Source organism: Sulfurimonas sp. CVO, from assembly GCF_009883775.1.
In the GTDB taxonomy this organism is placed as follows: Bacteria; Campylobacterota; Campylobacteria; order Campylobacterales; family Sulfurimonadaceae; genus Sulfurimonas; species Sulfurimonas xiamenensis.
Map to the genome: position 1 here is coordinate 529,456 of NZ_CP033720.1, position 17,807 is coordinate 547,262.

The following is a 17,807-nucleotide window of genomic DNA, read 5'->3' on the forward strand; positions in this document are numbered from 1 at the left end:
CACTTAAGATTTGATGAGTTATTTTACTTTTTTTATTATGTGAAAATAATTTGGATTATTTGCTTTATAGTACGGTTCTATAGTAGCAATTTGATATCCTTGAGATTTAGTAACAGATAAAACAGTTCCGACTTTTAAATCTTTAAAAAATATTTCATCCAGTCCTGATGTAATAACTTCATCTCCCTCTTTGATGTGATACCAAGCAGGGATAAACTTGACTATTAAATATTGCGTATTGTTTCCATGCACAATTCCTGGTGCTTTTTCTTCGCCAATGTAGACTGCATAGGAACTTTTTATGTCTTTATTTAGTAGTCCCAAAGCTCTTCCTTCATTTGAAACTACAATTCCTGCGGCGAGTTCTTTATATACAAGTCCGTAAACTTTTGACGCATTATAATCTTCTATTTCTAGCCATATTCTGTTAAAATCGCCAAATTTTTGATATGAGATGGTTCTTACAAGTTCTACATTTGGGTCTGTTTTTAGAGAAGAGTTGTTTTGTGCAAAAAAATCATTTATTTCAGAGGCCAACTGCTGCATAATTAAATGATCTTTTTCATATTTTTGAAGTTTTTTTTTCAGTTCTGATATTTGTTCAGCTTGAAAAAAGTGTCTATCTAATTGATCTTGTATAAATTCAGTTGTATCATGATATTGCGATTTAATATTGTTTAAAGTAGAGATAAATGGAGATTGAATAGATTTTGAAAAATATAATGCACCCATCAAGAGTGCAAAAAATATTGAAAAAAAACCAAATAATCCTTTATTCATTTTCAAAAAGTTCTTGCAATAAATCTATCTCTTCAAGTGCTCGACCTGTTCCGCGGGCAACTGCAAGAAGCGGTTCATCTGCAACATAAACAGGGATTTTTACTATATCCGAGAGGTATTTGTCAAGTTGGCGGATAAGTGCTCCGCCGCCGGTTAATATAATACCGTGATTTACTATATCACCTGCTAAATCAGGCGGCATCTGCTCTAGCACATCGCGAAGAGCTTCTCCTATCTCTTTAAGCGGATCTCTCATCGCTTCTCTGGCATCTTCGCTTGTAAGTTCAACAGTGCTTAAAAGTCCTTCTACCTGGTCTCTTCCTGTTATTGTCATTTTTAAATCTTCATCAAGAGCTACAGCTGTTCCAATAGCGATTTTAATCTCTTCGCCAACTCTTTCTCCGATTAAAAGATTATATTTTTTTCTGATAAAGTTTACAATACCTTGATCTATTTTATCTCCGGCAGTACGGATTGATTTTGAAAGAACAAGTCCGCCTAGTGATACAACACCGATTTCGGTAGTACCTCCACCTATGTCAACTACTAAATTTCCTCGTGGTTCTCTTATCTCTATACCGGCCCCAATTGCTGCTGCCATTGGTTCTTCTATTAGAAAAACTTCTCTTGCTCCGGCACTTAATGCAGATTCTCGAACAGCTTTTCTCTCAACTTGCGTTAATCCGTAAGGAACACAGATGATAATTCTAGGGCTTACAAGAGATCTTCTTCCATGTGCTTTTTCAATAAATTTTCTAATCATTTTTTCTGTTATATCAAAGTCGGCTATAACACCGTCGCGCATAGGACGGATTGCTTTGATATTGCCTGGAGTTTTTCCGACCATCTCTTTTGCTTCTTGACCGACTGCCAAGACTCTCTGTCTGCCATATTTTTCAGTTTTTACCGCAACAACAGAGGGCTCATTTATAATTATGCCTCTGCCTTTTGCTATAACAATTGTATTTGCAGTTCCTAAATCGATAGCTAAATCATTTGAAAAAAGACCGACTAATTTGTTAAATATCATTGTATTGCCTTATGCTATTTGTTTTGAGTGTTTTTTTATATAGACTGGAGCTTCGCCATCATCAATTACAGCTTTTGTAATTAATAGTTCGTATCCACTATACTCTGGAAGTTCATACATAATATCTATCATATTTTCTTCTAAAATAGCACGAAGCCCGCGAGCACCGGTTTTTCTCTTTAGAGCTTTTGTTGCAATAGCTCTTAATGCATCCTCTTCAAAATTGAGTTCAACATTATCAATTGAAAATAGTTTTTTGTATTGTTTGATAATTGAATTTTTTGGTTCAGTCAGTATTCGAACCATATCATCTTCAGTGATTTCATTGAGTGACGCAATGATAGGAAGACGCCCTACCAGCTCTGGAATAAGACCATAACTTACCAAGTCATCAGGCTCAACTATGTCATAGCTTAGTTTTTGTTCATTTTTGCTCTTTTTCTCATGACCGAAACCTAAAATATTTTCGCCCTGTTTTCTTTTTAGTATCTCATCAAGACCGTCAAACGCACCGCCGCAGATAAATAAGATTCCTGTTGTATCAATTGAAATAAACTCTTGATTAGGGTGTTTTCTTCCACCTTTTGGCGGGATATTTACAACAGCACCCTCTATAATTTTTAAAAGTGCCTGCTGTACGCCTTCGCCTGAAACATCACGAGTAATAGAACGGTTTTCGCTCATGCGCGAAATTTTGTCTATCTCATCTATAAAAACTATTCCTCTTTGTGCTTTTTGAACATCACCCTCAGCTGCTTGCAGCAGCTTTGTTAAAATATTTTCAACATCTTCTCCGACATATCCAGCTTCAGTAAGACTTGTAGCGTCAGCTATGGCAATAGGAACATTTAGGACTCTGGCAATTGTTTGAGCCATAAGAGTTTTTCCGCTTCCTGTCGGTCCAATAAGAAGTATATTTGATTTTGCAATTTCTGTATCATCATCTTCTAGATTTTGATTTTTAAAAATTCTCTTATAATGATTATAAACTGCAACACTTAAAAGTTTTCTTGCTCGTTCTTGCCCGATAATATAATCAGATAAAAAGTTGTTTAACTCTTTGGGAGTCATAAGATTTTCAACAGTTTCCATCAACTCTTCATCTTGTGAAGAGATTGAAGCGCTGTCGTCCCCAAACATTATCTTATATGCCGAAATAACACAATTTTTACATATATACACACCGTTTCCGGCAATTAAAGGATTCGTGTCACTCTCTTTGGCACCGCAAAAGCTACATGTTCTGTTGATCATAAATTTTTCCTCTCATATGGAATTCCGCGTTTTGTTTTAAGAACAAAGTTGCAAAGTTTTTGAACATTATGGTTTTTAGTTTTTTCAAGCAGCTCATTTGCAACATCTTTTAGCGGTTTTCCAGCTTCAAATAGCTCTCTGTAAGCAGATTTTAACTCATCTATATCTTCACGGCTTAAATTTCTTCTAAGTCCTGTTAGATTTAAGCCTCTAAGCGTTGCACGATTTCCCTCTGCCATGCAAAATGGGGGAATATCCTGCGCTAAAGCAGAGGCTCCTGCAACCATTGCATAATCACCTATATGAACAAATTGATGGATAGGAGTCATTCCGCCGATAACTGCATAATCTCCCATCTCTACATGTCCTGCAAGTGTTGCTGCATTTGCTAAGATACAATGGTTTCCGATAATTACATCATGTCCAATATGCACATATCCCATAAAAAGGTTGTGTGAGCCAATAATTGTTTTTCCGCCTCCGCCTTTTGTGCCTGGATTGAAAAGTGTAAACTCTCTGATTTTATTGTTGTCACCTATAATAAGCTCTACATCTTCACCGGCAAATTTGAGATCTTGCGGAGCTGAACCTATAACGGCATGTGAAAATATATGATTATTTTTGCCTATGGTTGTTTTTCCATAAATGGATGTACTTTGCTCTATTTTTGTGCCGTCACCGATAGTGGTAGCAGAAGAGATAAAGCAGTACGGCCCGATTTCAACATCTTTGCCGATAACAGCACCTTTTTCAATAATTGCCAGGGGTGAAATTTTATTCAATGATCTACCTTTATTTATCTACAATCATAGCTTTGAGTTCAGCTTCTGAAACTAAAACATCATCAACATAAGCTTTGCCATCAAGCATCCAGATAGCACCTTTATTTTTTATAACCTTAAGACGATATTCTAATCTATCTCCAGGTTTTACAGGATTACGAAATTTAGCTTTGTCAATACTCATAAAATATACAACTTTATTAGCAGCTTCTTCCTCTGTCATATTTCCCATGCTTTTAAATGCCAAAATACCGCCTGCTTGCGCCATACCTTCTAAAATCATAACGCCTGGATAGATGGGATGACCCGGAAAGTGGCCTTGAAAAATATTATCACCGATTGTTATATTTTTAAATCCTACTAAATATTCATTTTCTTTGATCTCAGTAACTCGGTCTAAAAGTAAAAAGGGATAACGATGAGGTATAATTTTTTGAATCTCTATAACATCCATAATCATAATACAAAAGCCTTTATAATAATTTTGGCTATTTTAGCGAAAAAAAGATTATAGAATCATTAGTTTTTCTTTAGTGTCTTCGTAAACTTTAGCATCAAGTTCTATAGTAAGTTTTGTTTGAGGGATTTTATCAATTATGATGATTGGGCTTAAATCATAATTTGTATTTGTTAAAATTTTTCTAAATTTTAGTTCATCATCATAAGCCGGAGGATTAAAGAGCAGCTCTTTTAATGTTTTATAATGTAAGTTGCATGTTTGATTAAAAAAATCCAGTGTTACAAATTTTATCTCTTCTCGATTAAAATAACCGATATTATTGTGTAAAAACTCTATTTTTCCCTGTGTTTTTTTTCTTGGAAGAGTAGAGTAGAAGAGAGCATATGCGGGGATAACTTCACTTTTTTGTGAAATTAGTTTAAAGTTAAATTGGCGATAGTTTAAAAATTTCTCTTTTATGATTTTATAAGTAATATTTTTATCTTCAAGTTTTATGCGATATCTGTATAGCTCTAAACGCTCTTCTATTGATGCTGGCAAGATTTGGTTTGAAACTGAAGAAAACATCTCATCCATTAAGCGGTTTTGTTGCTTTCTTTGCATAGTGAGTCCATAAATGCACCCGCAGTAATCCTGGCGATAGAGCTGCTCCTCTTTTGTTACACGGCTCTGATCCTGTGTTCCTCCGTTTGAACGATAATCAACAGCTATAAATGAAACGCCATATTTTTTAAAAAAAAGATCACCGCTTTTTTTAAGCTGTTGCTGTGATTTTAAAGGACTGACAAGCAGCGTTGTTGTTACTTTTTTTTCACCAAGTTCAAGAGCTTTTTGCACACTTACTTCAAATCTTTTATCGAAGCATGCTTCACATCTTTTACCTTTTTCAGGTTCATCTTCCAAGCCTTTTACTGTTTTTATCCATGTTTCAAAATCATAAGGACCTTCAAGAAGTTCAATGCCCAGTTTTTTACATGAACGCTTTACATCAAGCAGACGAAGCTGGTACTCTGAATAGGGGTGAATATTTGGGTCATAGAAGAAGCCTATCAGCTTCTCCTGCGGATAGTCACGCTGCAGCTTTTGTAGAAAAAAATGTGAATCAACGCTGCAGCAGATATGTACTAGCATAAAATTTTATTTACTGTTTTTTTTATTTACGAGTTTCAAAAATCTCGATAGAGTTGATTCCGTCTTGACCTTGGATACTATCAAGAACTGCAAAACTTTGGGCATCATCTTCTTCAATAACACCAAAAACAGTGTGCACTCCATCAAGGTGCGGTGTTGGAACAAATGTAATAAAGAATTGGCTTCCACCTGTATTTGGTCCGGCATGTGCCATAGATAGAGCACCTCTTTTGTGTTTTGTAATGTTTTTGTCTGTTTCACAAGGAATTGCCCAGTCAGGTCCGCCCGTTCCTGTTCCATGTGGACAGCCTCCCTGTGCCATAAATCCTGGAATTACACGGTGAAAATTAAGACCGTTATAAAAACCTGATTCTGCTAAATGTGCAAAGTTTGCCACAGTATTTGGAGCTTCTTCGGGAAGCAGTTTTAACCATATATCGCCTTTACTTGTTGCAATTTTTGCCCATTGAAATTTATTTATCTCTTCAGCGCTTAATTCATATCTTCTTAGTTTTTTTCCAAACATATTTTTGCCTTTTTATTTTTTTTAGAATTATAATCTAAGTTTAATAATATATAATCATATACATGAAAATAAAATCAATTTTTCAAAATATAACAATAAAACGGGCTAATCTTTTTACAATTTTATTTATATTTTTACTTACTATGATTTTTGTTACTCTTCTTGTTGATGAGATGTATAAAGATTATGAGAGAGCACTTCAGCAGAGTTCTTTAGTCAAAAGTGATACTTTTTCAGATTCCAAAAAATTAGAGCAAAATAAAAAAAAGTTAAAAACGCTTCTTGTAAAAACAGTTTTAGCAATTATGACGCTCTCCTTTATACTGTTTGGAGTTTTTTTAGGTTTTAATACTCTTTTTAACAAATTACTACAGAGAGATACACAAACTTTTTTGGATTTTTTTAAAAAAGCTGTTGACCATGATGAGGCGATAAACCCGAATACCATATTTTTTCAGGATTTTAAAGATATGGTCGGTTATGCAAATGAGATGGTCAGTAAAATTAATGAGCAAAAGAAAAGTCTCAAAGAGCTTAATCTTGGGCTTGAAGAGAGAGTAAAGAAAAAAACTGCGGCACTTTTAGAGATTAATAAAAATCTAGAAGAGGAAAAAACATTTTCGCAAGATCTTCTTAATGCTCAAAAAGAGTTTTTGCGTTACACGGTTCATGAAACAAATACGCCTCTTAGTGTTATATTAACAAGTATTGAGCTTTATTTAATGAAACATCCAAGAGATAGACAGTTATCTAAAATAGAAGCTGCCGTTAAAAATATTTTTAGTATATATGATGATTTGAGTTATTTGGTGAAAAAAGATCAGATAGAGTATAAAAAAACTGTAATAAATTTAAATAATTTTTTAAACAGCAGAATAGATTTTTTTACAGAAGTTGCTGAATTTTCAAGAATACATTTTAACTTTATCTCTCCTGATGAAGAGTTATATATATATTTTAATGAAACAAAACTTCAAAGAGTAGTAGACAATACATTGACAAATGCTATAAAATACACGCTTCCGGGTGAAAATGTTTATATAAAATTGCTAAAAGTTGGTGCATATGTAGAGTTTATAGTAAGCAGCAGATCAAAAATTATTAAAGATACAGATAAAGTGTTTGAAGCTTACTATAGAGAAGAGAAGAGCAGAGACGGATTTGGACTTGGACTTGGACTTGTAAAAAGCATATGTGAAGAGGAAAATATAGAAGTAAGTGTTACTTCTAGTGATAAATTAACTACATTTAGCTATAAATTTAAAATAATGGGAGACTGATGAAAATATTGCTTTTAGAAGATGAGGTAATGCTTAATGAGTCAATTTGTGAATATCTTGAATCTGATGGACATCAAATAGAGAGTTTTTTTGACGGAATTGATGCACTTAAAGCTATAAAAGATAACTCTTATGATCTGCTGGTACTCGATATTACCGTTCCAGGTCTTGATGGTCTCTCCTTTTTAGAACATATTCATGCGTTGAAGATTCATGTACCTGCCATCTATATAAGCGCTTTAGTCGATATTGAAGATATTTCAAAAGCTTATGATTTGGGATGTAATGATTATCTAAAAAAACCTTTCCATTTAAAAGAGTTATTGTTGAGAGTAAATAGAGTAAAACTTCTAGTCAATACCCCAAGAGTACATCTAAGACTCTCTAAAAACTATAGTTACGATCAGGAACACAGCAGATTGCTTTTTAACCAAGAACCGCAAATTCTTACAAAAAGACAGTCTCAAATCATAGATATTCTCTCCCGTAATCGCGGACGCATTGTTGATTTTGAACAGTTTCAGAGCTATGTCTGGAGTGAGCAGATGGTTGATAACGCTACTATTCGTGCAGAAATAAACAGGTTGAAAAAAAACCTCAAGGAAGATTTTATTATCAATGTGCGCGGCATGGGATATATGATAGATAAGCCGTAATACCCCATGCTATTTTATAAAGTTAATTATCATCCTTTGGCGTTGCTTCTTGAATAGTTTTATAAAAATAACCAAGCCCTACAAACATAATTGTTGTTCCTATAAGCAGATAAAAGGCTGAGAGCATATTTGAAAGATCTCCAAGTGCAATTTTAAACACTACCATTAGTGATTCAATAGATAGTGCGATAATTATAGAGATTAAAAATTTACCCAATACTTTGTACTGTTTATCTTCAGATTTATGAAATGACTGATACATAACCTCATGTTCAAAAATTTGTTTTGCAAGATCGTAAATTGCCAATCCAAGGGTTATGGAAATAATTGACCTGAATATATCATTTAGAAAGTTTGACATTGATAGAGAAAACATAAGCATAAAAAACACGAATACGCCATATCCTATAAGAGCGATAGAAACCAGAGCCAGAGAAGTAGAGCCAAAAAGGTAGACAACTCTTTTGACTTTATCATGAAAACTGTTGTATTCAATTAGTTTAAGCCCTTCAAGCAGATGGATAAGATCTATATCAAAAACATAATATGTTGAATCTACTAAATGAACAACTGAGATGCTTGCCTTACCTGTTTTATAATGAATATATGGGTTCGAGATATAAATATTATCTTCATCAAGATTGAGTTTTACAAAATAGTGGCTTTTGTTGTTTCCTATCTGAGAAGTATCAGACTCTTTTTTATATACAGTAGGTGTTGATTGCTTAAATTTAGCATCAACGCCATATATAAGCTGTATATAATTATATCTACTAAATATTTTTGCAGACTCTTTTATATAGTCACTCGGCAAACTTTTTATAAGAGTCTTAATATAAGAATCTACACTGATTTTTTGTTTTCTATAAACATTTATAATTTCTCTCATTGTGTCCATCCCTCTTTTATAAATTTAGATATCTTATTATAGAACAATCATTATAGTATGGTGTAAATATATTAAGTATTTTTTTTATGAAAATCTAAAAAATTTCTTTTAAGATAAGCTGGATATTAAAAATAAGTTACTTTTCTACTCATTTTGTGAAATTAAAAATTTAAAACATAACTTTTCTTCACATTGCTATGTTCGTGCTATTTTTCTTTTTTACTATTAGTTTGATGAAATTCTATAAAGGAGAAAAAATGAAAAAAGGGTTGATGTTAAGTGTAGTAACATTTGGATTAATTGCTTCTTCGCATCTAAATGCCGCGGAAGATTTAAGCAGTATGTTTTCTGAGGGAAAAGCTAGCGGTCAAATTCGTATGTTTTATATAGACAGAGAGTATCAAGGAAGTGCAGGGAATACAACACATAGAGGTTCAACTGCAATTGGCGGATATTTAAAGTATGAGACGGCTTCTCTTAACGGTTTAAGTTTTGCAACTGCATTTTATACTATAAATGAGATAGATTCTCGCGAAACTATGGATCCGACTCTATTTGGTGAAGGCAATGACAACTACTCAATGCTGGGTGAAGCTTATCTTCAGTACAAATTTGAAAATACAACATTTAAAGCAGGACGCCAAAAACTTTCAACTCCTATGCTGGGTGATGATGATGCAAGAATGCTTCCAAACTTATTTGAGGCTTATGTTTTAACAAACAAAGATATTACAGATACAACGCTTACTCTTGGACATGTAACAAAGTTTGCACAAGGAACATTTGGTCGTGCTTATAATGGTGGAATTTTATCTGCAACAGCAGGTTACTCTTATGTTAATTCTCAAGATTATGCGGGAGAATTTAAAAATGTAGGAACATATGCTTTTGATGAGTCAACAGACGGTATCACAATGGCTTCTGTTACATATACAGGCATAGATAACTTAAAACTTCAGTTGTGGGATTATTACGCACATGATATTATGAACATAGTATATGGAGAGGCTAACTTTTCATGGAACTGTTTAATAACTGATGCAATCAAGCCTTATGCAGGAGTACAGTTTATCAAAGAGAACTCTGTCGGAGATGAATTTGGCGGTGAGATAGAGAGTATATATGGTGCGGCAAAAGTTGGATTTAAAGTGCAAAATTTTAATCTATCGTTTGCTTATTCACAAACCGGTGAGAATGATGCAGCAGACAATAATAACTATCTTGAAAATGCAATTGTGTCTGCGTGGGGTGGAATGCCGGCATATACACAGGGCATGGTAACGCGCCATATGTTTTTAGCTGGTACAAAAGCTGCAAAGGTAGCTGCATCATATAATTTTAAAGATATGGGCACAAACTTAACAACTGCAGCTTATTATACTGAGTTTGATATGGATGAAAACAGTGGATATGGCATAGCGAGAACTGCTAGTGAAGCAGGATTTGATGCAATTTATAATCCACAGGCTGTAAAAAATCTTCAACTTCGTCTCCGCGGAAACTTTCCAAGAGGTTTTGCAGAGAGCACAAGCGGTAAAACTGGCTGGAATGAGTACAGATTTATTGCAAACTATAACTTTTAAAGGAAAAAAAGATGCATAAAGATATCGTAGAAGTGGTCAAGAATGACCCAAATTATCAAGAGTTAGTAACAAAGAGAAGCTCTTTTGCCGTGACACTCTCCATTATCATGCTAGTAGTCTATTTTGGATTTATCCTTATGATTGCCTATTTTCCAGAAGTGCTTGGAACTCCGCTATCTGAGGGTTCTGTAACAACGGTAGGAATTCCAGTCGGGATGGGAGTTATCTTTTTTGCTTTTATTTTAACGGGTATTTATACAAAAAGAGCAAACGGCGAGTTTGATGACTTAAATAACAAAATCAAAGAGAAAGTGAAGGGAATGTAGATGATAAATAGAATATTTTTATTTTTAATTCTCGGCAGTGTTGCAGTTTTTGCAGCAGGAGCAATTGAGGGTGAAGTAGCAAAACAAGATCTTAATGTACCTGCAATTGTAATGTTTGTTATTTTTGTCGGTGCTACACTGGGAATAACATATTGGGCTGCAAAGCGTACAAAAAGTGCAAAAGACTTTTATACTGCAGGCGGTGGAATAACAGGTTTTCAAAATGGTATGGCAATTGCAGGTGATTATATGTCGGCAGCATCGTTTTTAGGTATATCAGGACTTGTTTATCTTAACGGTTATGACGGACTTATCTACTCTATCGGGTTTTTGGTCGGTTGGCCGGTTGTTTTGTTTATGATTGCAGAACCGCTTCGTAATTTAGGAAAGTATACATTTGCCGATGTTGCATCGTATAGATTACGCCAAACACCTATTCGTATTTTAGCGGCATCAGGTTCGATAGCAACGGTTATTTTGTATCTTATTGCTCAAATGGTTGGTTCGGGAAAACTTATTCAACTTCTTTTTGGTCTTCAGTATGAAATAGCTGTAATAATTGTAGGTGTTTTAATGATTCTTTATGTAACATTTGGAGGGATGCTTGCAACTACTTGGGTTCAAATTATTAAAGCATTCTTGCTTCTTGCAGGTGCAACATTTATGGCACTGGCTGTAATGGCACACTATAACTTTAACTTTGGTCAGTTATTTGCACATGCAACAGAGTTAAAAGGAATTGAGATTATGAGTCCGGGTGGTTTGGTAAGTGATCCAATCTCAGCGATTTCTCTTGCAGTAGCTCTTATATTTGGTGTTGCAGGTCTTCCTCATATTTTAATGAGATTTTTTACTGTAGGTGATGCAAAAGAAGCGCGTAAATCTGTTTTTTATGCGACAGGTTTTATCGGTTACTTTTATATTTTGACTTTTATTATCGGTTTTGGTGCTATCGTTATGGTTTTTCAAAATCCTGAGTATTTGGATGTTGCTAAACAAGCAGTAAGTGGTGGAGCTCCGATACTTGGCGGAAACAATATGGCGGCTATTCACTTAAGCCATGCAGTTGGCGGCGACTTCTTCCTGGGCTTTATCTCAGCTGTTGCATTTGCTACAATTTTAGCGGTTGTTTCAGGTCTTACACTTGCAGGTGCTTCTGCAATAAGTCATGACCTTTATGCTTCTGTTATTAAAAAAGGACAGATTGACTCTATTACAGAGATGAAAGTTTCAAAAGCTGCTACTATAGCGCTTGGAATTATCGCGATTATTATGGGTATCTTGTTTGAACAGCAAAATATTGCGTTTGTTGTGGGTCTTGCGTTTGCTATTGCGGCATCTGCTAACTTCCCGATTCTTTTCCTTTCAATGTACTGGAGAGGTTTAACAACTCGCGGTGCTGTTATTGGCGGTAGTTTAGGTTTAGCGACAGCGGTACTTTTAGTTATCCTTGGTCCAATTGTGTGGGTTGATATTTTAGGAAATGCGACAGCAATTTTCCCTTATAAATATCCGGCACTCTTTTCTGTAATTGTTGCTTTTGTTGGAACTTACATCTTCTCTGTAACTGATAAATCTCAGGGAGCAAAAGATGAAGCAGAAGCTTTTGAAGCGCAATATATCAGAGCACAAACTGGTATCGGCGCTGAGGGTGCGACTGAGCATTAATAACATTAGAACAAAAGGAATTTTTTCCTTTTGTTTGTATAGTGAAATTTTTTTAAAAGAGTCAATAATGGAGTTAATCTTGTGAGTATACATGATCAAAGAAAACTTATAGAATCTATCCACCCCTTTGAGCTTTTAAGTCCGATTACATTAGATAATTTGATGAAAAAGATTGATATAGCTTACTACCCAAAAGACACTCTTCTTATCTCAAAAAATCTCCCTTCTGTTGCATTTTACATTATTATCAAAGGCTCTGTTAAAGAGATTATTGACGGAGAGATTCATACAGTTTTTACTCGAGAAGACAGCTTTGATGCTGATGCTCTTATATATGAAAAATCAAATGGAGATTTTATTGTAGAAGAGGATCTGATCTGCTATGAGATAAAAAAAGATGATTTTATAGATCTTATGCAAGACAAACGAGTTCAAGGATATTTTTTACAAGATTTTGTAACCCGTCATCAACATTTAAAAAATTATGCAACGCAGAGTGAATTAACACCTTTTCTTATCTCAAGAGTAAATGATATTTTTCTGCATAATGCATGTATGGTAGATGAGACTGTCTCTATACAAGATGCACTTAAAAAACAAAAAGAGTTAAAATCCAGTGTGATAATTGTAAAAAATGTTGATGAATACGGGATAATTACAGATAAGGATTTAAGAGAGAGAGTTTTGCTTGCTAGTATTGATGTAAAAGATAAGGCGTATAAAATAGCGACATACGGTTTAGTTTGCATCGATAAAAATGATTTTTTGTTTAATGCACTTTTATTGATGACACAAAAAGAGATAAAAAGAGTTGTTGTAAAAGATAAAGAGACAATAATAGGAGTTTTAGAGCAATTGGATTTGCTTAGTTATTTTGCAAATCATTCACATTTAATAGCAGTTCAGATTGATAAAGCACAAAAACTTGATGACTTAAAAGCTCTTGGAGATGATCTAAAAAATTTAATCATATTGCTTAGAGCAAAAGGTGTGAAAGTAAGATATATTACAAAACTTCTCTCCTCTTTAAATGAGAAAATATATAAAAAACTTTTTGATATGTGTGTTGAAGATGATTTAAAAAAAGATTGTGCTTTAATAGTTATGGGAAGCGAAGGCAGAGAAGAACAGACTATAAAGAGTGATCAAGACAATGCGCTTATTATTAGAGACGGTGTGGATGTAAATCTATTTACAAAACCTATGATGAAGTTAAATGCATATCTGCTTGAGCTTGGATTTCCAAAGTGCGGCGGAGATGTTATGGTAAGCAATGCATTTTGGCGTAGAAATATGACTTCTTATAAATCGCTTATAGATGAATGGACATATGAGATGAGTGAAGAGAGTGTTAAAAATCTTAGTATATTTTTAGATTCAAAATGTGTCGCAGGCGATATCTCTTTATTGAATGAGTTAAGAGAGTATCTTCACAATAATTTTTATTCAAGAGATGATGTACTGGCACATGTAGCAAAGGCGATACTCCATTTTGATACGCCTTTGTCTCTGTTTTCGGGTTTTGTAATAGAAAAAGAGCATGACAATAGGTTAAATTTAAAAAAAGGTGGCATTTTTGCTTTAGTTCATGGCATAAGAACATTAAGTCTTAAGCATGGAATAGATGCTACAAATACAATTGAGAGAATAAAAGAGCTAAACAATATAGGCGTAATTGATAAAACATTCGCAACAGAACTAATAGAGAGTTTTGATACGCTAAGTTCTATTCGTTTACAAGCTATGCTTGAAGCGAAAAACATTGAAGAGAGTAACTATATTAATCCAAAAAAATTGGAGAAAATACAAAGAGACTTGTTAAAAGACAGTTTTAAAATCATAAATAAGTTTAAAAAATTTATGGTTTTTCATTTTCATCTTAATATGGTTTCTTGATAATGTTTTCATTTATCTCAAAGCTAAAAACTAAAGCAAATTTTTCTAAACTTAAAGATAAAAATTTTAAATTTTTATTTGATGAAGATAAAAGCGGAGAACTTGTTGTAGTAGATACTGAAACAACAGGTTTAAACACAAAAAAGGATGAAATACTTTCTATCGGGGCTGTTAAAATTAAAGACAATAAAATTCTTACATCACAAACTTTTGAAGTTTTTTTAAAGAATTCTAAGGAAATAGACTCTAGCAGTATTAAAATTCATGGTATTCGTCCATTTGATTTAAAAAATGCAAAAACAACAAAGGAGGGTATTTTAGAGTTTTTAAATTTTGTAGGTTCTAGACCACTTGTAGGATATTATTTAGAATTTGATGTGGATATGATAAATAAATATACCAAAGAGATTCTTGGAATAACACTTCCTAATAGAATGATTGAAGTATCTGAAATATACTTTGACAAATCAATTTCTTTGATTCCTCAAGGAAATATTGATTTAAGATTTGATACAATTTTAAAAAACTGTGACATCCCTAATATGGGGACACATAATGCTGTCAATGACGCAATTATGACGGCAATGATTTATTTAAAACTAACAAAGGAAAGATAAATGACAAAAAATATTTTCAAACCAAATAAAGAGTTTGCGAAAAATGCTAGAATTAAAAATATGTGTGAATATCAAGAGTTGCAAGATGCGGCGATGGAAGATTATGAAGGTTTCTGGGGCGGTTTTGCAAAAGAGAAATTAGACTGGATAAAACCTTTTGATAATGTACTTAATGAAAGTAATTTCCCGTTTGTTAAATGGTTTGAAGGCGGAAAATTAAATGTTTCAGCTCAATGTATTGATCGTCATTTAAACAGTCGTAAAAACAAAGCGGCTATTATTTTTGAGGGTGATCGCGGAGATAAACAAATTATTACCTATCTTGAACTTTATTATAATGTAAACAAGTTGGCAAATCTTCTTAAAAATGAGTTTGGTGTAAAAAAAGGCGAGCGTGTAGTTATCTATATGCCGATGATTCCGGAAGCTGCTTATGCAATGCTTGCATGTGCTAGAATCGGAGCAATTCACTCTATAGTATTTGGCGGTTTTTCTGCTGAAGCATTAAGAGACAGAATTGTTGATGCTGAAGCAAAAGTAGTTATTACAGCTGATGGAGCTTATAGAAAAGATAAGCCTTATATGTTAAAACCTGTAGTTGATCAGGCTCTTGAAGAGAAAACAACAGTTGAGAAAGTTTTAATTGTTGAGAGAAATAATGAGGATATAACCTGGGTTGCTGGGCGTGATTATTCATATAACGAATTGATTAAAAATCAAGATGTTACATGCGAGCCTGAAGTTATGGATGCAGAAGATCCTCTTTTCTTATTATATACATCAGGAAGTACTGGAAAACCAAAAGGTGTACAGCATAATTCTGCAGGTTATATTCTTTGGGCTCAAATGACTATGGAATGGGTATTTGATGTTAAAGAGAATGATACATATTGGTGTACTGCAGATGTCGGTTGGATTACAGGACATACATATATCGTATATGGTCCATTAGCAATGGGTGCAACAACTGTTATGTTTGAGGGTGTTCCAACATATCCTGATGCAGGGCGTCCATGGAAAATGGTAGAAGAGTATAAAATTAACCAATTTTATACAGCGCCTACGGCTATCCGTGTTCTTCATAAAACAGGAGAAGATGAACCTTCTAAATATGATCTTTCAAGCCTGAAAGTTCTTGGAACAGTTGGTGAGCCGATTGACCCTCCGGCGTGGAAATGGTACTATGAAGAAGTTGGCGGAAGCAGATGTGCAATTGTGGATACATACTGGCAAACTGAAACAGGCGGACATATTGTTTCTCCTCTTCCTGGAGCTACACCAATCAAACCTGGCTGTGCAACCATGCCTCTTCCTGGAATTATGGGAGAGATTTTAGATGAAAATGGAAACAAAGCAGAAGTTGGAGAAAAAGGGTTAATGTGTGTAACTCGTCCATGGCCATCAATGATAAGAGGCGTTTGGGGTGATGAAGATAGATTTATAAAATCATACTTTGGCGATGTAAAAAAAGATGGCAAACCAGTTTACTTTACAGGTGACGGCGCTATTTATGATGAGGATGGATACATTACTATTACTGGAAGAACTGATGATGTTATCAATGTAAGCGGGCACAGAATGGGTACTGCTGAAGTTGAAGCGGCTATTAAAAAGCATCCAAATGTTGCTGAAGTAGCAGTTGTAGGAAAACCTCATGATATCAAAGGTGAAGGTATTTTTGCTTACATAGTTTTAAAAGAAGATAATGGTATTGCTGATGAAGTTGAAGAGGTAAAAGCAATTAATAATGTTATTAAAAAAGAGATTGGAAATATCGCTCTTTGTGATGATGTTGTTTTTGTTCCTGGACTTCCAAAAACTCGTTCTGGTAAAATTATGAGAAGAATTCTTCGTTCAATAGCAAAAGGTGAAGAGATTACACAAGACACATCAACTCTTGAGGATCCTTCAATAGTTGCAACTATTGCTACTGCGGTTCAATCTTGTAGATTATAAAAAAATAGAGTAGATTTTTCTACTCTATACCCCTTCATTTAAAATAAAAATACAAAAGAGAAACAATGGAACTTTGCGTAGCCCTTGATTTACCTACAAAACAAGAAAATTTAGATTTAATTAAAAAAATAAAAGATTATCCTCTTTGGCTAAAAGTCGGACTTCGCAGTTATATTCGCGACGGCGAAGAGTTTTTAAAAGATATTAAAAAAATAAATCCCGATTTTAAAATATTTTTAGATCTTAAACTTTATGATATTCCCAATACAATGGCAGATGCTGCTGAATCGATTATCGGACTTGGAGTTGATATGTTCAATGTGCATGCAAGTGCAGGTAAGCGCGCTATGAAAGAGGTTATGGATAGAATAGCTCCGTATGAAAACCGCCCAATAGTTTTAGCTGTTACCGCATTGACTTCTTTTAATGAGGAGGAGTTTGCAGAGGTTTATGAAAGTAAAATAGCACAAAAAGCTGATCAATTTGCAAAAGACGCATATGACAGCGGACTTGACGGTGTCGTCTGTTCTGCTTATGAGAGCGCATCTATTAAAAAAATAACAAATGAAAAATTTATGACATTGACTCCAGGGATTCGTCCTTTTGGCGAAGATGCACAAGATCAACAAAGAGTAGCTGATGTAGCATTTGCAAAAAAAGCAGATGTAGATTTTATAGTTGTCGGTCGTCCAATATATAAATCTGATAATCCTGCCTTAGTTGTTGCGAAAATATTAGAACAAATTTAAATATATAGCTTTGCGTGAATAAGTTTTAAGCTATATATTATTTATATATGACTATAATTGCACTCTTCAACGGATAGATGGGTGAGTTGGCTGAAACCACATCCCTGCTAAGGATGCGTATGGGTAACTGTACCGAGGGTTCGAATCCCTCTCTGTCCACCACAAAACTCCAACAAAAAAATCTCAAATTTTTATTAGTAACAAATTGTTGATACTCTTTATCT

17 protein-coding genes and 1 tRNA gene are annotated in these 17,807 nt (G+C 34.1%); 10 read left to right on the plus strand and 8 right to left on the minus strand.

Annotated features, from left to right (window positions below; translation table 11 throughout):
- Positions 1 to 18 precede the first annotated feature (18 nt).
- The 7 genes from mreC to CVO_RS02720 are packed head-to-tail and all read right to left on the minus strand — an operon-like array spanning position 19 to position 5,963.
- Entirely contained in the window at positions 19 to 780 is a 762-nt protein-coding gene (gene mreC / locus CVO_RS02690) for a rod shape-determining protein MreC (protein ID WP_159569854.1), read from the minus strand.
- A complete protein-coding gene (locus CVO_RS02695; protein WP_152299702.1) occupies positions 773 to 1,810 on the minus strand; it encodes a rod shape-determining protein in 1,038 nt (345 codons plus the stop codon). The genes mreC and CVO_RS02695 overlap by 8 nt, the downstream gene beginning before the upstream one ends.
- A 9-nt stretch (positions 1,811 to 1,819) precedes the next feature.
- Entirely contained in the window at positions 1,820 to 3,064 is a 1,245-nt protein-coding gene (clpX, locus tag CVO_RS02700) for an ATP-dependent Clp protease ATP-binding subunit ClpX (RefSeq protein ID WP_159569856.1), read from the minus strand.
- Positions 3,061 to 3,846, minus strand: a complete 786-nt coding sequence (lpxA, locus tag CVO_RS02705) for an acyl-ACP--UDP-N-acetylglucosamine O-acyltransferase (protein ID WP_152299700.1) — start codon at positions 3,844 to 3,846, stop codon at positions 3,061 to 3,063. The genes clpX and lpxA overlap by 4 nt, the downstream gene beginning before the upstream one ends.
- Positions 3,847 to 3,856: 10 nt before the next feature.
- Positions 3,857 to 4,303 carry a 3-hydroxyacyl-ACP dehydratase FabZ gene (gene fabZ / locus CVO_RS02710; protein WP_188093769.1) on the minus strand — a complete coding sequence of 149 codons (447 nt, stop codon included), beginning with the start codon at positions 4,301 to 4,303 and terminating at the stop codon, positions 3,857 to 3,859.
- A 51-nt stretch (positions 4,304 to 4,354) separates the two neighbouring features.
- Positions 4,355 to 5,437, minus strand: a complete 1,083-nt coding sequence (locus tag CVO_RS02715; protein WP_159569858.1) for an epoxyqueuosine reductase QueH — start codon at positions 5,435 to 5,437, stop codon at positions 4,355 to 4,357.
- A 22-nt stretch (positions 5,438 to 5,459) separates the two neighbouring features.
- Positions 5,460 to 5,963 carry a peptidylprolyl isomerase gene (locus CVO_RS02720; protein WP_152299697.1) on the minus strand — a complete coding sequence of 168 codons (504 nt, stop codon included), beginning with the start codon at positions 5,961 to 5,963 and terminating at the stop codon, positions 5,460 to 5,462.
- Between the two features lie 62 nt (positions 5,964 to 6,025).
- Here CVO_RS02720 and CVO_RS02725 point away from each other — a divergent pair, with 62 nt between their 5' ends.
- Entirely contained in the window at positions 6,026 to 7,243 is a 1,218-nt protein-coding gene (locus CVO_RS02725; RefSeq protein WP_159569860.1) for a sensor histidine kinase, read from the plus strand.
- Complete coding sequence (locus CVO_RS02730) at positions 7,243 to 7,899, plus strand: response regulator transcription factor (protein WP_152299695.1); 657 nt, start codon at positions 7,243 to 7,245, stop codon at positions 7,897 to 7,899. Before CVO_RS02725 ends, CVO_RS02730 begins: the two co-directional genes overlap by 1 nt.
- A gap of 22 nt (positions 7,900 to 7,921) precedes the next feature.
- Here CVO_RS02730 and CVO_RS02735 read toward each other — a convergent pair whose 3' ends face one another.
- Positions 7,922 to 8,788, minus strand: a complete 867-nt coding sequence (locus tag CVO_RS02735; RefSeq protein WP_152299694.1) for a hypothetical protein — start codon at positions 8,786 to 8,788, stop codon at positions 7,922 to 7,924.
- A gap of 257 nt (positions 8,789 to 9,045) precedes the next feature.
- Here CVO_RS02735 and CVO_RS02740 point away from each other — a divergent pair, with 257 nt between their 5' ends.
- The 8 genes from CVO_RS02740 to CVO_RS02775 all read left to right on the plus strand — a co-directional run bounded on the left by CVO_RS02740 (position 9,046) and on the right by CVO_RS02775 (position 17,745).
- Complete coding sequence (locus CVO_RS02740) at positions 9,046 to 10,371, plus strand: OprD family outer membrane porin (protein WP_159569862.1); 1,326 nt, start codon at positions 9,046 to 9,048, stop codon at positions 10,369 to 10,371.
- Between the two features lie 11 nt (positions 10,372 to 10,382).
- Positions 10,383 to 10,697, plus strand: a complete 315-nt coding sequence (locus CVO_RS02745) for a DUF485 domain-containing protein (RefSeq protein WP_159569864.1) — start codon at positions 10,383 to 10,385, stop codon at positions 10,695 to 10,697.
- Complete coding sequence (locus CVO_RS02750; RefSeq protein ID WP_152299691.1) at positions 10,698 to 12,365, plus strand: cation acetate symporter; 1,668 nt, start codon at positions 10,698 to 10,700, stop codon at positions 12,363 to 12,365.
- Positions 12,366 to 12,446: 81 nt separating this feature from the next.
- Entirely contained in the window at positions 12,447 to 14,261 is a 1,815-nt protein-coding gene (locus CVO_RS02755; RefSeq protein WP_159569866.1) for a putative nucleotidyltransferase substrate binding domain-containing protein, read from the plus strand.
- A 2-nt stretch (positions 14,262 to 14,263) separates the two neighbouring features.
- Entirely contained in the window at positions 14,264 to 14,878 is a 615-nt protein-coding gene (locus CVO_RS02760; protein WP_152299689.1) for a 3'-5' exonuclease, read from the plus strand.
- Positions 14,879 to 16,834 (plus strand): acetate--CoA ligase, encoded by a 1,956-nt coding sequence (gene acs, locus CVO_RS02765; protein ID WP_152299688.1) that lies wholly within the window; start codon positions 14,879 to 14,881, stop codon positions 16,832 to 16,834. It begins immediately after the preceding gene.
- Between the two features lie 65 nt (positions 16,835 to 16,899).
- Positions 16,900 to 17,583 (plus strand): orotidine-5'-phosphate decarboxylase, encoded by a 684-nt coding sequence (gene pyrF, locus CVO_RS02770; RefSeq protein WP_152299687.1) that lies wholly within the window; start codon positions 16,900 to 16,902, stop codon positions 17,581 to 17,583.
- Between the two features lie 71 nt (positions 17,584 to 17,654).
- Positions 17,655 to 17,745: transfer RNA gene (locus tag CVO_RS02775), tRNA-Ser, on the plus strand.
- The last annotated feature ends 62 nt before the right edge of the window (positions 17,746 to 17,807 follow it).

Coding starts and splice junctions, on each gene's coding strand:
- mreC (WP_159569854.1), bottom strand. CDS start 780: ATGAATAAAGGATTATTTGGTTTTTTTTCAATATTTTTTGCACTCTTG.
- CVO_RS02695 (WP_152299702.1), bottom strand. CDS start 1,810: ATGATATTTAACAAATTAGTCGGTCTTTTTTCAAATGATTTAGCTATC.
- clpX (WP_159569856.1), bottom strand. CDS start 3,064: ATGATCAACAGAACATGTAGCTTTTGCGGTGCCAAAGAGAGTGACACG.
- CVO_RS02715 (WP_159569858.1), bottom strand. CDS start 5,437: ATGCTAGTACATATCTGCTGCAGCGTTGATTCACATTTTTTTCTACAA.
- CVO_RS02720 (WP_152299697.1), bottom strand. CDS start 5,963: ATGTTTGGAAAAAAACTAAGAAGATATGAATTAAGCGCTGAAGAGATA.
- CVO_RS02725 (WP_159569860.1), top strand. CDS start 6,026: ATGAAAATAAAATCAATTTTTCAAAATATAACAATAAAACGGGCTAAT.
- CVO_RS02730 (WP_152299695.1), top strand. CDS start 7,243: ATGAAAATATTGCTTTTAGAAGATGAGGTAATGCTTAATGAGTCAATT.
- CVO_RS02735 (WP_152299694.1), bottom strand. CDS start 8,788: ATGAGAGAAATTATAAATGTTTATAGAAAACAAAAAATCAGTGTAGAT.
- CVO_RS02740 (WP_159569862.1), top strand. CDS start 9,046: ATGAAAAAAGGGTTGATGTTAAGTGTAGTAACATTTGGATTAATTGCT.
- CVO_RS02745 (WP_159569864.1), top strand. CDS start 10,383: ATGCATAAAGATATCGTAGAAGTGGTCAAGAATGACCCAAATTATCAA.
- CVO_RS02750 (WP_152299691.1), top strand. CDS start 10,698: ATGATAAATAGAATATTTTTATTTTTAATTCTCGGCAGTGTTGCAGTT.
- CVO_RS02760 (WP_152299689.1), top strand. CDS start 14,264: ATGTTTTCATTTATCTCAAAGCTAAAAACTAAAGCAAATTTTTCTAAA.
- acs (WP_152299688.1), top strand. CDS start 14,879: ATGACAAAAAATATTTTCAAACCAAATAAAGAGTTTGCGAAAAATGCT.
- pyrF (WP_152299687.1), top strand. CDS start 16,900: ATGGAACTTTGCGTAGCCCTTGATTTACCTACAAAACAAGAAAATTTA.